Below are 15,306 nucleotides of genomic sequence, written 5' to 3' on the forward strand. Positions count from 1 at the left end.
ATTGCGGCCCGCCGTTCACGCGGCCGTCGGTTCCGCAACCTCCGTCTCCGCCGCCGCGCGCCGGCCCCTCGCCAGGCTGCGCACCACCACGAAGAACACCGGCACGAAGAACAGCCCCAGGATCGTGGAGAGCACCGTGCCGCCCAGCACGGCGGTGCCGATCGCGTTGCGCCCGCCCGCGCCGGGGCCCGTACCCAGCGCCAGCGGCAGCACGCCGAAGCCGAAGGCCATGGACGTCATCAGGATCGGCCGCAGGCGCATGCGCACGGCCTGCACCGTCGCCTGGTGCAGGCTCAGCCCGCGCTCCATCAGCTGCACCGCGAACTCCACGATCAGGATCGCGTTCTTCGACGCCAGGCCCACCGTGGTGAGCAGGCCCACCTGGAAGTACACGTCGTTCGACAGCCCGCGCAGGCTCGTGAAGAGAAGCGCGCCGACCACGCCCAGCGGCACGGCCAGCATCACCGAGAACGGCACGTTCCAGCTCTCGTACAGGGCCGCCAGGCACAGGAACACGAACAGGATGGACACGGCATACAGCAGCGGCGCCTGCGCGCCCGACTGGCGTTCCTGCAGCGAGGCACCCGTCCATTCGTAGCCGATGCCGGGTGGCATCTCGCGCATGATCTCCTCGATCGCCCGCATGGCGTCGCCCGAGCTCACCCCGGGGGCCGCGCTGCCGACGATCTCCACCGCGGGACTGCCGTTGTAGCGCAGCAGCTGCGGCGAACCGCTGGACCAGCGCGTGCTGGCGAAGGACGAGAAGGGCACCATCTGCCCATTCTTGTTGCGCACCGACCAGTCCGCGATGTCCTGCGGCAGCATGCGGTAGGGCGCGTCGCCCTGGATGTACACGCGCTTGACGCGCCCGTTGTGCACGAAGTCGTTGACGTAGGTGCCGCCCATGGCGCTGGACAGCACGTCGTTGATGTCCTTGGTGGCGATCCCCAGCGCCGCCGCCTTGCGGTCGTCGATGAGCACCTTCAGCTCGGAGGTGTCGTCGAAGTTGGTGGTGCGCACGCTCACCAATTCCGGCCGCTTGGCGGCCAGCTCCAGCAGGCGGTCCTTGGCCTCGTACAGCGCCGCCTGGCCCAGGCCGTTCAGGTCCTTGAGCATGAAGTTGAAGCCGGCGCTGGAGCCGAGGCCGCGCACCGCCGGCGGCATCGTCACGTAGATGCGCGCATCGCGGATGTGCTTCAGGTCCTGGGTGGCCTTGCGCGCGATGGCGTCGGCGGACTGGTCGGCATCCGGCCGCTCCGCCCAGTCTTTCAGGCGCACGATCACGCGCCCGGAGTTCTGGTTGCCGTCCAGGCCCGAGATGGCGTTGACCCGCAGCACTTCCGGGCGGGTCAGGAAATAGTCGCGCACGTCCGTGAAGACCTGCTGCAGCCGGATGTCCGTCGCGCCGGGCGGCAGGGTGATCGAGGCGGTGATGAAGCCCTGGTCCTCGTCGGGCAGGAAGGACGTCGGCAGGCGCATGAACAGCACCGCCACGCCCGCCAGGATCAGCACGTACACCAGCAGCGTGCGGCGGGTGCGCAGCAGCAGCCGGCCCACGACGCCCTGGTAGCGGGTGGCGTTGCGGTCGAAGCCCGCGTTGAACCAGCGGAAGAAGCGATCCAGCACGCCGAAGGGGCCGCGCCGCGGTGGCCCGCCGTGGTGGTGCGCGGTGGGCTTGAGGATGCTGGCGCACAGCGCCGGCGTGAGCGTCAGCGCCACCAGCACCGAGAAGCCCATCGCCGCCACGATGGTGATGGAGAACTGCCGGTAGATGACGCCCACCGAACCGGCGAAGAACGCCATGGGCACGAACACGGCCGCCAGCGTGAGGCCGATGCCGACCAGCGCGGGCGTGATCTCCTTCATCGACTTGCGCGTGGCCTCCTTGGCGGGCAGGCCCTGCTCGTTCATCACGCGCTCGACGTTCTCGACGACCACGATCGCGTCGTCCACCAGCAGGCCGATCGCCAGCACCATGGCGAACATGGTCAGCATGTTGACCGAGTAGCCCAGCGCCGAGAGCACCCCGAAGGTGCCCAGCAGCACCACCGGCACGGCGATCGCCGGGATCAGCGTCGCCCGCAGGTTCTGCAGGAAGACGAACATGACGATGACCACCAGCACCATGGCCTCGAACAGCGTCACCACCACCTCCTTGATGGAGGCGCGCACGAAGGGCGTGGAGTCGGAGCTGATCACGCCGGTGATGCCGTCGGGGAAGTAGGGCTGCAGCTCGCGCATCTTCTGCGCCACCGCCTCGGCGACCTGCATCGCGTTGGCGCCGTCGGCCAGCACGATGCCCAGGCCGGCGCCGGGGCGGCCGTCCAGCATCGCCTTGATGGTGAGGTTGTCGGGGCCCAGCTCCACGCGCGCGACGTCGCCCAGCGTCACCACCGAGCCGTCGGGGGCGGACTTCAGCACGATGGCCTGGAACTGTTCGACGCTCTCCAGCTTGGTGCGCGCCGTGATCGGCGCGTTGAGCATCTGCTCGCCCACGGCCGGCAGCGCGCCCAGCTGGCCGGCGGAGACCTGCGCGTTCTGGGCGTTGAGCGCGGTCACGATGTCCGAGGGCATCAGCGCGAAGCGGTCCAGCTTGGCCGGATCCATCCAGATGCGCATGGCGTAGCTGGTGCCGAAGACGCGCACGTCGCCCACGCCGTCGATGCGGCCGATCACGTCCAGCACGTTGCTGGTGAGGTAGTCGCCGACGGCGACGGCGCTGACGTTCGGGTCGGGCGAGGTGAACACGTAGGTGACCAAGTAGTCCTGGCCGCCCTTGTTGACGAACACGCCGCGGCTCTTGACGGCCTCCGGCAGGCGGCTGGTGGCGGACTGCAGCTTGTTCTGCGCCTGCACCTGTGCCACGTCGATGTTGGCGCCCGGCGCGAAGGTGAGGGTGGTGCGCGAGCGCCCGGCGGCGTCGCTGGTGGAGCTCATGTACAGGAGGTTGTCGATCCCCTTGAGCTCCTGCTCGATGAGCTGGGTGACGGAGTTGCTGACCGTCTCGGCGGAGGCGCCGGTGTAGGTGGTGTTGATCGTGACGCGCGGCGGCGCGATGTCGGGATATTGTTCCAGCGGCAGCGTGGCGACCGAGAACGCACCGGCCAGCATGACGATGATGGACAGCACCCACGCGAACACGGGGCGGTCGATGAAGAACTGGGCCATGGTGCGGGAAGTCCTGCGGTGGGGCGGTGCGCGGCGCTCAGGGCCGCACGGGGCCGGTGGTGGTGGCGACGGGCCCGGAGGCGCGCCCGCGGAACTCCACCGGCTTCACTTCCTGGCCCGGCCGCGCGGCCTGGAAGCCGTCGACCATCACGCGCTCGCCCGCGTGCAGGCCCTGCGTGACCAGCCACTGGTTGCCCACGGCCTGGCCCACCTCGATCCGCCGCTTCTCGATCTTGTTGTCCTTCGTGATCACCTGCACGCTGGGCTGGCCGGCCGGATCGCGCTGCACCGCCTGCTGCGGCACCAGGATCGCCCGCTCGTTGCGCCCCGTGGCCAGCTGCGCCCGCACGTACATGCCGGGCATCAGCAGCCGCTTGGGGTTGGGAAAGGACGCACGCAGCGTGATGGCGCCGGTATCGCTGCGGACCGAGGCGCCGGTGAACTGCAGCCGGCCCTCGTGGGGATAGTCGCTGCCATCCTCCAGCACCAGGCGCACCCGGGCGGTGCCGCCCTCGACCTTGCCGAACTCACCCGCCTGCAACTTGCGCTTGAGCTCCAGCAGCTCGGTGCTGGATTGCGTGATGTCCACGTACATGGGGTCCAGCTGCGTGATCGTGGTGAGCGCCTGCGGCTGCCCGGCCGCCACCAGCGAACCCACGGTGACGGACGACAGGTCGGCCAGGCCGCCGATGGGGGCCGTGACGCGCGTGTACTGCAGGTTGATGCGCGCATTGGCGAGGGCGGCCTCCGCCACCGTGACCTCGGCTTGCGCCTGCGCGGCCTGCGCCTGCGCGTCCTCGTACTCCTGGCGGCTCACCGCGTTCTCCTTCACCAGGACCGCGCTGCGCTGGGCCATCGAGCGGGCCCGGCTCGCGACGGCGCGCGCCTTGGCGACGGCCGCCTCGGCGCTGCGCACCGTGGCTTCGAAGTTGCGGTCGTCGATGAGGTAGAGCACCTGCCCCGCCTTGACCCAGCTGCCTTCCGTGAACAGGCGCTTCTTCACGATGCCGCCCACCTGGGGCCGCACCTCGGCGCTCACGGCGGCGCGGGTGCGCCCGGGCAGTTCGGTGTGGACGACCTGGGGCTTGGTCGTCACGGTGATGTATCCGACCTCGGGTAGCGCGGGCGGAGCGGCCGCATCCTTGCCACCCGAGCAGGCGGCGAGCAGGCCGGCCAGCAGCAGGGCGGCGGCGGTGCGGGCGAAAGAGGGCAGAAGGACCATGCTGGGACGCGCCGGGGAGGGCGGGAAATTCGCGCCGATTGTCGGGCGCGGGTGTGAACTCGGCGTAAAGAGGCTCCGGGCCTGGAGGCCGGGAGCCTGGCACGTGCAAGTCTACCGGGAGCGACCCCGGGGCTCTATTCCGGGCGTGCCGGAGAGTGGTTCACGATCCCCAGGCGCAGGTATTTTCTTCCGCAGCCCGCGCAGTAATAGCGGCGGACGAACGGGATCAGCCTGTGCCACCACTTCAGGCGAACCGGGTTTCCGTGGATTCCGCAACGATGGCAAAACATGGCATCTCCCTGGCGCGGACCGGATTATGGAGTGCCGCGCCGCCGGAGGGGGACGCTGCGTCGGAGGAGTTCAGAGGTCCTCGGTGGCGCCGCACGGACAGCCAGCTCGGCCATTCGTGATGAGGAAAACCATCGAATTGGCGCACAACCTTCGCGCGCATCTCTAGAATCCGACTCCCTGATAGGGAGCAACTCAGGTGAAACACCGTCCTGAGATCGATGGCTTGCGTGCAATAGCGGTTGGGGCCGTCATTCTTTTTCACGCGGGCTTCCCCCGCTTCAGCGGCGGTTTTGTCGGCGTCGATGTCTTCTTCGTGATCAGCGGCTACCTGATCACCGACATCATCGCCACTGCTCTCGACACGGGTCAGTTCTCGCTGGCGACTTTCTATGAACGGCGGGCGAGGCGGATCCTCCCGGCGCTGTTCACCGTCATGGTCGTGTGCGCCCCATTTGCCGCCCTGTGGCTGGTGCCCGAGGACCGCAAGGAGTTTGCGCAAAGCGTCGCGGCGGTCACGCTTTTCGCGTCGAACATCCTGTTCTGGAGCGGAAGCGGCTACTTCGATTCGGCGGCCGAATTGAAGCCATTGCTGCACACGTGGAGCCTCGCGGTCGAGGAGCAGTTCTACGTGCTGTTTCCCTTGCTCCTCATGGTGCTCTGGCGCATCGGCAAACGGGCTGTTCTCCCCGTCCTGATCATTGCTGCTGTCGCCAGCATCGTTCTGGCGGATTGGGCGGCAGCCAGCAGGCCCTCCGCGGCTTTCTTCCTGCTTCCGACCCGTGCCTGGGAGTTGCTGGTCGGCGCCATTGTCGCGGTGTATCTTCGAAACCATCCAGCCGCCGGCTCCAGTGTCGCCTTCCGGAACGTGAGCGGTGCCGTGGGCCTTGCCTGCGTGCTCGGCGCCATCGGCCTGTTCGACAGCTCGACGCCTGTCCCCGGATTTCAACTGCTCCTGCCCACCCTCGGAACCGCCTCCATCATCCTGTTTGCGAGAGGAGATACTGCCGTGGGCAAGCTCCTCTCGGGACGGTATCTGGTCAAACTGGGTTTGATGAGCTACAGCGCCTATCTGTGGCACCAACCGGTATTCGCGTTCGCACGCCACCGCGCCATCGACGATCCGGGGCCCGTGCTGTATGGCGCGCTCTGCGTGCTGGTCTTCGTCCTGTCCCACCTGACCTGGCGCTTCATCGAGCAGCCATTTCGCGATCGTGCCCGCGTGAGCCGCCCGTTGCTGTTCCGGTTTTCGCTTGCGACCACAGCCATGTTCCTGATGGTGGGTGGCGCCGGCGCCAGCATGATCAAGCCGGATGTCGAGCGCGAGGAAACGGGCGGCCGGTGCAATGCGAACGTGGCCAACTGCTTCGCCGTCCGCGACGCACGCTATCGCGTGGCGCTCTGGGGCGACAGCTACGCGGACGCGTTCGCCCGGCGTCTGGCGGACCGGCTGAGAAAGCACAACATCTCCCTCTTTCTTTTCGTGAAGCACAGTTGCCCCTCTCTTCTGGGAACGGTCCGCAACGAGCCGCGACGGCTGGGCGGACGGTTTGGCGCCGATTGCGAAGAGCACAACCGCCAGGCGCTCCAGGCCCTCCAGACGGGGAAGTTCGACGTCGCCATCCTGACGAGTGCGTACCAGTGGTATCTCGATGGCAAGAACGATCGCGGGGAGCCGGTCCTTCTGGACAGGGATCAGCCTGCACTGTCACCCCAGCAGTTTCTTCCCGGCCGATTGCGGGACACGATCAGGGCGATTCCCGAGCGGACGCACGTCGTCACCATCACGCCTCATCCGTTGCTGAAGAACTTCCGCAAGACGCGCAAGGAGCTCTTCTTCGGGCTGACGCGCCAGGACTACGCCGACTTCGACGAAGCCACTCGCGTCCGTGGCCTCCTCCTGTCCGGTCTGGATGGGGTCTCCTTTGACGAGGTGGACGGCCGCGGACTGTTCTGCGTGGGCGACAAGTGTCCGGTCGTCGACGGAGGCCATCTCCGGCTGTATGACGGCAGCCACCTGTCACCGGCCATGGCCAGTCGGCTGGCCGACGACGTCGTGCGAGTCGTGCTGCGCCGGCTCGACTGAGGCGGGCGCGCCTCGGCGCCCTCGCTCTCATCTCTGGTTGACAATGGGCCCAACCCGTTGCATTGGATCGACATGCCCTCTCGACGCGATCTCATCAGGCGACCGCTGCCGGCTTTCCTGATCCCAACCGTGTACGCCCAGATGCCTGCGTCTGGTGAGCCGACGGCACCTCATCGCGATGCGGCAGGCGTCGGACCCAGGCGAAGCCAGATGCCCGTCGACCCGGTCACGGTCGAGGACTTCGGCGCTGTCGGCGACGGCGAGGCCGACGACACGAAGGCCTTCAACGACGCGCTGGCGGCCGCCGCGCGCGCAGGATCCGGCACGGTGCTGACCCGGGCGAATACGGACTACAGGACCACGGCCCTGGTCACGGTGCCGACGGGGGCTACCCTGAGGATGGGCGATGGATCCAGCCTTGTCTACCACGGCGGCGGAACGGCCGTGCGGGTGGAACCCGGCGCCGCCGATGGCCCGGCAGAATCCTATGCCTCGGCGCAGGCGCAGCGGCGCAACGTCATTCGCGTGGCGAAGAAGGACATCCGATGGCACGACGCCGCGGGGAGGGCGGACGTGCGGTCGGTCGGCATCCAGATGGTCAACCAGCGCTACAGCCAGCACGATCTGTATGCCGTCGGCTTCTGCGTGGGCATCGAACTCCTCGGCGTGGACGCGGGCTATGCCGCAGGGGGCGCACACGTCGGAAACGTCTACACGATCTATGCCAGGAACAACAGGACACAGGTCCTGGAGACGCGAAACGGTGCCACCGGTTACGTGAACCAGAACACCTGGATAGGCGGTCTGATGCGCAATGACAGCCCGTACGTCGCAGATGACACGCGCGGCTTCGACGGAAGCAAGGGAGCCAATGGCTGGACCTTCGTCGGCGTGAACTGTGAAGGCCGCTCCATGCAGCAGATCTTCCGGTTCGGAGGTCCCCGCAACACCCTCCTGAACTGCAGGTTCGAGAACGCCCGCCCAGGCATGGTGAAGGTGCTTTCGAAGGGAGGCGTGTGCCTCGTCGGCTGCGGGATCGGCGCGGCGGGTGCACGCCTGGTGGACGCGGATCCGGGTGGAGGCTGGGTGATCCAGTCGGAAATCGGAAGCTGGGCGCAGAATGCCGTCTCCTCGTTCTCCTGCTACAACGCGCGTCTGAGCGGCCGCGATGGCTACTGGCATCGCATGCTGACCGCCGCGGGAGCCACTGCCGCCGAGTGGCAGGGTGGCGACGCTGTCAATCGGCTCGATGTCTTTGCGCCGGCCGGCAAGCGCGATGCTCGCACCAATCCGGCGGGCGCAGCGAACCCCGCCATACGCCTCGATTTCGCGAGTTTCGCCTTCCGCTTCAGGGCTCCCGAGCGCCAGGGGGACGGAGATGCCGCGGCCGCGTCGCTGTCCTGGGCGAACCCGCACTATCTGACCATCAGCAACGCCGGCCTTCATCTCGACAGAAGCGGGCCGATGCGGGGACTCCGCCTGAACGACACTCGCATCTGGGCCGATGGGCGCGGTCGGCTGCGAGTCGCGCGCGTGGCACCGGCATCCGACGGGGACGGCGGCGTCTTGCAGGAAACAGAGGCCGGAGCATCCTCCCAACGGCCACGGGGAGCTTCCCCGGGCCACATGTTCTTCGATGTGGACCTGGGCCGTCCGGTCTGGTGGACGGGCTCCCGCTGGGTTGATGCGGCCGGGAAGCCGGCCTAGTTCGGCACGCCGCGGGCGCCCCCGTGACGCGGCGTTCTGCTTATCATCGATGCATGTCCAAATGGTGCGAGATGTCTCTTGGCTGCAAACTTTGTGGCGCGAACTCTCAGCCGATTTATGCGATCCGCCAGGGACCTGCAGAGTGCAGGCTGCTCGAGTGCAGCGACTGCGGGTTCCGGTTTACCGACTATGTCGACCGGCCGGACGCGTTCGATCCGCCGACCGAGGCGACCCTCTCCGCGCTGAAGGCTTACGCGGAAATGGGGCTCGAGGCCAACAGGCAGCGGATTGCGGAGAATGCACGCCTCGTGAAGAGTTTCTTCACGTCGGGAACGCTGCTCGACGTGGGTTGCGGTGCCGGCGGGTTCCTCGCGCACATCGACGGATTCCAGAAATTCGGCGTCGAGCTGGAGCCCACCCGGGCGGAGTTCTGCAGGCGTTCCGGGCTGGAGGTTCTCGAGAAGCCGTTGGAAGACCCGTTCTGGAATGGGCACACGTTCGACGTGATCACCTTGTGGGACGTGATCGAGCACGTGAACGACCCCTTGGCCCTGACCAGGCGCGCGCATGATCTCCTGCGACCGGGAGGCAAGCTTTTCATGGATACGCCCACCCGTGACGGCTTCCTCTACGTCTTTGGCGACTGGACGGCGCGGTTGTCACGGGGGCAGATGCTGAGCACCATGGGAGTGCAGTATGGCGCTTCGCCATTCGGCCACAAGCAGATCTTCCGCAAGCGGGACATGCGCACGATGCTCGCGGCCGCCGGATTCGCGGACATGGAAATCGAGGAAAAATTCGAGCTGAGCTTTCCGGTCGATTTCTACATGCGCCGCATCATCAAGGGGGAGTTCCTGCGTCGCGTGGCGAATCCGGTGGCGGCCGCCCTGCTGGCGGTGCTGCCGGTGCGAAACAAGATGATGGTGGTCGCGACCCGGCACTAGGCGGTGGCATGCTGCGGTTCCTTCGCGGCCTCCTCCAGGACGGTGAGCATCCGCGAGGCAAGCATGGATCGATCGTAGTGACTGGCCGCGCGCGGGCCGTTTTCCTTCATCTCGCGCAGCAGGGAGGGGTTGGTGGTCAGTCGGCGCAAGGCGCCGACAAGTGCCTGCGCGTCTTCAGGCTCGAACGGCAGGCCGACGCCTTCCCTGCGCACGATGTCAGCCGATTCGCCGGCGACTCCATGCAGGATCGGGATTCCCATTCCCATGCACTCGAACATCTTCGACGGGATGACGGTCTCGAACAGGGTGGACTTCTTGAGATGGATGATCGCCGCGTCGAGCAGTGACCAGTAACGCGCGACGTCCGCCTTGGGAACGGAGTCGACGAAGATCACGTTCGTGAGCCCCTGCCTCCGTGCCCTGTCCGTGAGGCTGGCCTTGGCGGCTCCGTCGCCAAGGAGGAGAAAGCGGTAGCGCTCGCCATCGGGTGCGTCCTTCATCATGGCCGCCGCATCCAGCACGGTGTCGAGTCCATGGGCCATGCCATGCGTCCCGATGTAGCCCGCCACGATCTTGCCTCGCAACCCGTGCCGCTCCAGCAGTTCGCCATCCTTCTCGCGCGGGGTGAAGCGCCGCATGTCCACTCCATTGGTGACCACCTCGATCTTGCGCGGGTCGACACCCCGCCCCGAAAGGGTCTCGCGAAAGGCGTGCGTGACGGCGACGATGCGGGTCGCCTTGCGATACAGGAACAGCTCGATCCTCTCGAGCGCGTCGAGCAGCGCGGATTGCTTCATCGCGCCGACCGCCCTGATGGACTCGGGCCAGATGTCGCGCAGTTCGAAAATCCAGGGAACCCGCTTCGAGCTGCCCACCACGTACGCCGCGCACGCGGTGAAGAACTGCGGCGAGGTGCCGACGACCACGTCCACCCCGCGGATGAACGGGGCGGCCAGGATCGCAGACACCATGAAACTCAGGTAATCGAGCGCGCGCCGGAGGAAGCCCTCGTTGGCCGTGATGTAGGTCCAGACGCGAACGACGCGAATCCCCTCCATCTCCTCCTCGTGGAAAAGCCTGTTGCTGTAGCCCCGGTAAACCTCGCCTTGCGGAAAGTTCGGCGCGCACGTGATGACGGTGACCTGGTGCCCCGCCTTCACCCATTCGCGCGAGTGCTCGAAGGTGCGGCTCGCCGGGGCATTCACCTCGGGGGGGAAATTGTCCGTCAGGAAGAGGATGTGCATGGTGCTCCTTGTGCCGGGTCTCCTTGCGCTCCATCGCGCGGCCACTCGATGCGCAGGCGAGCGCGCCCTCCTGTCAAGCTCACGACGATGCACTTGTTCGCTTCGCTCGAGCCGAACTGCGGGTGCCAGGTGCTGGCTTCGATCCGAGGGACACCGGCACTTACGTACCATCGGAGGCGACGGTTCCCGGGCAGCAGGAGCGTCCCGCTCGCCGGGTTCCGATCGGGATGGACTGCCACCCCGGGATGAACGTGGAACCGGGCCTCGGCGGCAACCCCTCCCGAGACCGTGTCCTCGATGGTCATGGATTCGGGCTCGAACCGCCAGGTCCTCTCGTGCACCGGCCGGCCGGGCAGGCGCATGTATCCGTCATGCGCGCACCGCACGAGCGTGGATGGCGTGCCGGAAGGGAGGGCGCTCTGGCGGATCTCCAGCCCGAACGGAAGGGCACGGCGCGCCACGCGGAATCCTGACCACACCTCCGAGGAATCGTGACCGCCGACCACCACCGTGTTGTGCGCAGCCGTTCCGCGTTGGCGCAGCCGCTCGGCGCTCGTTCCGTAAATGGAGGTTCCGCCATTGACGAACACCCGCTGCCGGTCGACAGAAAACTCGAAGCTGAGCGTGTCGGCGTGCGCATGCCCGGGCAGGTAGTCGGGCCCTACGCGGCCGACGTCCAGCAGTGCGACGGCATTCGCGCAGTCGACACGTACGTAGCCGCTGTCCCGCAGATGCAATGCGCAGGGACTCGGGCGACCCCCGGTTGTCGGGTGCAGTGACCCTGGCCTGCCCAGGATCCTGTCCGCATAACCGTTCAATTCCTCCATCTCCGGCGCGATGCCGAAGGCGGCGTCGTTGAAGAACGAGATTCGCCCATCCGGGTGGCACATGATGTCGAGCCACCGGCGCATGCGGAGCACGCATTCGCGCCAGCATGCCACCTGGTCCGCCCCGGGTGCCCGTGAGCCAGGCAAGGCGGTGGCCACGTTGCAGAGATCCAGCACGTCCTCGAGCGCGAGCGCGTGATACATGGTGGTCCGTTCGAAATGGCCGCCGTCCGGCAGGATCTGTTCCGGGATCTCCCGCGCCAGGATTTCCAGTCCCTTCGCCAGCCAGCGGTCCGCCTCCGGCCCCTCGAAGAACAGACCCGAGAAGACGAGGGCCTTGGCATTGGCCAGAAGGTGGTTTCCGAGAAGGTGTGTCTCCAGCCTGGCGGCGAGCCAGCGCGTTTGCAGCGCCAGGCTGTCCACGCAGGCGACGGGCAGTTCATGTCCCGCCAGCACCCACTTGATCCAGTTCACGATGCGCAGCGAAGTCGGATACGGCTCCCAGGCTGTTCCCTGGAAAGGAGGGTTCCGATCCACCCAGTCCTGCAGCAACGCGACGTGCCAGGGAGTGCGGGCCTCCCCGTCGGAAGCGTTCAGGTCATCGAAGTAATGCTGGTTGTAGCGCCACAGGCGGTCGCGTTCCGGTCCTTCCCAACCCAGCTCCGCAAGCGTCCCGCGTGCGCCAAGGAACTGGAACTCACCGGGCCCGATGAGAGTCGGCAGGCGCCGTGCCGGTGCTTGCCAGACGCCGCCTTGCCTGCGGAGGGACGGAGCGGGGGTGCGGCGAACTCCGGGACGGGCCACCCAGAACCACACTCGCCCATAGATCTGCACGGGCCGCAGGTGACGCACGGTGTGCCAGTATCGGTCGAGACGGGCGATGCCGACCAAGGCTCGATTCCGGTGGAAGAAGGGGCGTCGGGTCAGGGGGCCTTCCGCAGTTCCGCGATCAGCAGGATGCGGAACATCGAAAACAGCTCGCTGGAGTTGACCAGCCGCTCGTAGGCTGCGCCAAACAGGTAAGTGAGGCCGGAAAGGCGGAGATACTCCGGCCGGCCTTCGACGCGCTCCAGTCGCGTGATCTCGAAGCCGGCGGCCGCGGCCACACGGCGGACGTCCGCGACGGAATTCGCCCGATACTTGGTCGGGAACGTGTCGAGTTCCGCGCGCCCGCGCAGCCGGTTCACGAACTGGTGGAACCTGTGAGGGGTCAACCGGGCCATCACGGGCATGTAGTGGGTCTTGTTCGGCGTCTTGAACAGGAAAACGCCGCCGGGCTTGAGCACGCGCAGGACATCCTGGAACACCCGCACGGGATCTTCGAGGTGCTCCACGACGTTGTCGGCAAATACGACATCGAACATCGCATCCGGATACGGGATTCCGGCGGCGTCCGCGACCCGACCCTCGTCCAGCATCGGGTTGGCCGCGACGCGGGGGTCGAGGTCAACGCCGCAAACCCGCGCGGCGAGTCCCCGGAAGTTCATTTCCTTCACGTTGCCCGAACCCGCTCCCAGGTCGAGCACGACCTTTGTCGCATCGAGGTGGCGCAGGATGCGCTCCCGGAACATCCGGTCGTCCCAGTTGCGCGTGTATTCGGGATAGAGCAGGCCATCCAGCCGTTGCACCGTCCAGGTCATGTGAGGGTCTCCGCAATTTCAATGGCAACGCGACTGCTTTCGAAGATCTCCGCGGCTGGAATCGGCGCCGGCGCCTCGCCGCGGACGGCTTTCAGGAAGGCCTCGACGCATTGCGTGGTGCCCTTGTCCTGCCGCCAGAGGTTCGCGCTGCGGAATCCCCGCCAGCCCCAGCCCCTGAGCCTCAGGAAGTTGTCCAGCTGCAGCACGCGACCGCCGCAGAAAACCTCGAGGCGTTCCTTCGGGAATCCCTTGTTTCCATTCGCCAGGTAGTGAATGGTGCCGACCGATCCGTCCGCGAACTCCAGCGTGATGCTCACGTTGTCGTTGGTGGAACCCAGCGCGGCCCCCCGGCCCAGGGCGGCGACGCGGTGGCTCGCGATCGGAGCGCCGGCGAGATGCCGCAACAGGTCCACGAAATGACAGGCTTCGCCGATGATGCGTCCACCGCCGATCTCGCGCGATTGGGTCCAGTGGTCCGCCGGAATCTCGCCGGCGTTCACCGTCATGACGAAGCTCTTGGGCTCGGGCACGGCTTCCAGGAGTTCCCTCATGCGGACGACCTGGGGCGCGAACCTGCGATTGAAGCCAAGCATCAGTAGCTGGCCGGGATGTTCGCGCGCAGCGCTCTCGATCTCGGACAGTTCGTCCAGACGCAGGCACAAGGGCTTTTCGCAGAACACGTGCTTGCCGGCGCGGAGAGCGGCGAGCACCTGGCGGGCGTGCTCGTTATGGCGGGTGGCGATGACGACCGTGTCCGCCACGGGATCGACGATGGCCGCCGCGTCGTCGGTCGCGGCCCGATGGAAGCCGTGCTTCCTGCCGATGTAGGCGGCGCTGAGCCCGCCGCCGCTCACCACGGTCCTCAGGTTGGCGCCGGCCGAGGCAAATGCCGGAATCAACACGCGACCGGCGTAGTTTCCGGCACCCAGGAAGACCACGGTGCCGCGGCCCACGCGGACCGGATCGGCGCCAAGCTGGACGCTGTGCGCCGTCGGCGGGCTGGCTTGGTCGTCCGCGGGGTATTGCAGAAGGATGCCGAGCGATTGTTCGCCGGAGGTGAGCAGATCATAGGCGGCTTCCACCTGCCCGATGTCGAACCTGTGTGAGATCAAGGGCTGGACGTCCAGCGCTCCGGAGGCCATCAGGTCCAGCACGGCCTCGAAATTGCGTTGGGCTGTCCAGCGCACGAAGCCGGCCGGATAGTCCTGCCCGCGCTCCTCGTAGGCTACGTCGTACCGGCCCGGACCGTAGGAGCAGCTGACCTGGAAGGTCAGCTCCTTCTCGTAGAAGTCCGCGCGCGACAGCTCCAGGCCGGCAACCCCCACCAGCACGATGCGGCCCCGTTTGCGGCACATCCGTGCGGCCTGGCTGATGGGCTCGTTGCTGCTGGTCGCTGCCGTGACCAGGACGGCATCCACGCCGCGATCGCGGGAAAATGCCGCGGCTGCGAGCAGAACGTCCGCGGCGCGGCCATCCACGACCTCTGCGCCGAAGTCGCGCGCCAGCGCAAGCCGATGCGCATCGAAGTCGATGCCGAGGACCCGGCAGCCTTGCGAACGAAGCATCTGCACGGTCAGAAGGCCGATCAGCCCCAGGCCGATCACCACCACGCATTCCCCCAGCGTCGCTTGCGCAAGGCGGATCCCCTGCAGGCCGATGGCCCCGACCACCGTGAACGCTGCCGCCTCATCACTGACACCGTCGGGTACGCGGGCGCACAGCATCTGCGGAACGGTCACGACTTCGGCATGGCTGCCATTGCTCACGACCCGGTCCCCGACGGCCAGGCCCGGTACGCCGGGATCCACCTCCAGCACACGGCCCACGTTGCAGTAGCCTGGTGCGATCGGCTGGTCGAGTTTCGTGCGGACCGCCTCGACTGTCGCGACGACGCCGTCCGACTTCGCCTTCTGGAGCACCTGCTTCACCTTGTCCGGGTGCTGCCGCGCCTTTTCGAGCCAGTTGGCCCGGCCGAAGCCGACCAGCATCCGCTCCGTGCCGGAGGAGATGAGGGAGGCCGACGTCCGCACCAGAACGTGCGCAGGCTTGCGAACCGGCGAGGGCACGTCCAGGATCTCCGTCCCGCCGTTCGAGAATCGTTGGATCACTTGCCTCACCTGTACACCTCCGCCGGTGGGCGCCGGAAAGCGGCTCCATGCCGCCGAGCGATCTGTTTCATC

Annotated in this window: 9 protein-coding genes; 3 read left to right on the forward strand and 6 right to left on the reverse strand. The window is 67.1% G+C overall.

Annotated elements, in window-relative coordinates:
- Positions 1-15: 15 nt before the first annotated feature.
- The gene (locus ACY0MJ_RS06490) at positions 16-3,168 is read right to left on the reverse strand and encodes an efflux RND transporter permease subunit (RefSeq protein WP_462637526.1); all 3,153 of its coding nucleotides are present in this window, start codon (positions 3,166-3,168) and stop codon (positions 16-18) included.
- 37 nt (positions 3,169-3,205) lie between these two features.
- Positions 3,206-4,390: an efflux RND transporter periplasmic adaptor subunit gene (locus ACY0MJ_RS06495; protein ID WP_462637527.1), complete on the reverse strand. Its 1,185-nt coding sequence runs from the start codon at positions 4,388-4,390 to the stop codon at positions 3,206-3,208.
- Positions 4,391-4,877: 487 nt separating this feature from the next.
- Here ACY0MJ_RS06495 and ACY0MJ_RS06500 point away from each other — a divergent pair, with 487 nt between their 5' ends.
- The 3 genes from ACY0MJ_RS06500 to ACY0MJ_RS06510 all read left to right on the forward strand — a co-directional run bounded on the left by ACY0MJ_RS06500 (position 4,878) and on the right by ACY0MJ_RS06510 (position 9,415).
- Positions 4,878-6,764: an acyltransferase family protein gene (locus ACY0MJ_RS06500; RefSeq protein ID WP_462637529.1), complete on the forward strand. Its 1,887-nt coding sequence runs from the start codon at positions 4,878-4,880 to the stop codon at positions 6,762-6,764.
- A gap of 210 nt (positions 6,765-6,974) precedes the next feature.
- Positions 6,975-8,471: a hypothetical protein gene (locus ACY0MJ_RS06505; protein WP_462637530.1), complete on the forward strand. Its 1,497-nt coding sequence runs from the start codon at positions 6,975-6,977 to the stop codon at positions 8,469-8,471.
- Between the two features lie 53 nt (positions 8,472-8,524).
- Positions 8,525-9,415, forward strand: coding sequence for a class I SAM-dependent methyltransferase (locus tag ACY0MJ_RS06510; protein ID WP_462637531.1), 891 nt, complete (start codon positions 8,525-8,527; stop codon positions 9,413-9,415).
- On the opposite strand, the gene ACY0MJ_RS06515 is transcribed toward ACY0MJ_RS06510, so the two are convergent.
- Genes ACY0MJ_RS06515 through ACY0MJ_RS06530 form a run of 4 tightly spaced genes read right to left on the reverse strand, consistent with a single transcriptional unit; the run spans position 9,412 to position 15,234 of the window.
- Complete coding sequence (locus tag ACY0MJ_RS06515; protein WP_462637532.1) at positions 9,412-10,659, reverse strand: glycosyltransferase family 4 protein; 1,248 nt, start codon at positions 10,657-10,659, stop codon at positions 9,412-9,414. The two genes, ACY0MJ_RS06510 and ACY0MJ_RS06515, sit on opposite strands and share 4 nt — an antisense overlap.
- The gene (locus ACY0MJ_RS06520) at positions 10,641-12,377 is read right to left on the reverse strand and encodes a heparinase II/III family protein (RefSeq protein WP_462637533.1); all 1,737 of its coding nucleotides are present in this window, start codon (positions 12,375-12,377) and stop codon (positions 10,641-10,643) included. Before ACY0MJ_RS06520 ends, ACY0MJ_RS06515 begins: the two co-directional genes overlap by 19 nt.
- Before the next feature lie 32 nt (positions 12,378-12,409).
- A complete protein-coding gene (locus tag ACY0MJ_RS06525; protein ID WP_462637534.1) occupies positions 12,410-13,126 on the reverse strand; it encodes a class I SAM-dependent methyltransferase in 717 nt (238 codons plus the stop codon).
- A complete protein-coding gene (locus tag ACY0MJ_RS06530; protein ID WP_462637535.1) occupies positions 13,123-15,234 on the reverse strand; it encodes a bi-domain-containing oxidoreductase in 2,112 nt (703 codons plus the stop codon). The genes ACY0MJ_RS06525 and ACY0MJ_RS06530 overlap by 4 nt, the downstream gene beginning before the upstream one ends.
- Positions 15,235-15,306: the final 72 nt, after the last annotated feature.

This window comes from Ramlibacter sp. bp-362 (genome assembly GCF_054956735.1).

Excerpts from the sequence above, each read along its gene's own strand:
- ACY0MJ_RS06515 (WP_462637532.1), bottom strand. The coding sequence starts at position 10,659 with ATGCACATCCTCTTCCTGACGGACAATTTCCCCCCCGAGGTGAATGCC.
- ACY0MJ_RS06490 (WP_462637526.1), bottom strand. The coding sequence starts at position 3,168 with ATGGCCCAGTTCTTCATCGACCGCCCCGTGTTCGCGTGGGTGCTGTCC.
- ACY0MJ_RS06495 (WP_462637527.1), bottom strand. The coding sequence starts at position 4,390 with ATGGTCCTTCTGCCCTCTTTCGCCCGCACCGCCGCCGCCCTGCTGCTG.
- ACY0MJ_RS06525 (WP_462637534.1), bottom strand. The coding sequence starts at position 13,126 with ATGACCTGGACGGTGCAACGGCTGGATGGCCTGCTCTATCCCGAATAC.
- ACY0MJ_RS06510 (WP_462637531.1), top strand. The coding sequence starts at position 8,525 with ATGTCCAAATGGTGCGAGATGTCTCTTGGCTGCAAACTTTGTGGCGCG.
- ACY0MJ_RS06505 (WP_462637530.1), top strand. The coding sequence starts at position 6,975 with ATGCCCGTCGACCCGGTCACGGTCGAGGACTTCGGCGCTGTCGGCGAC.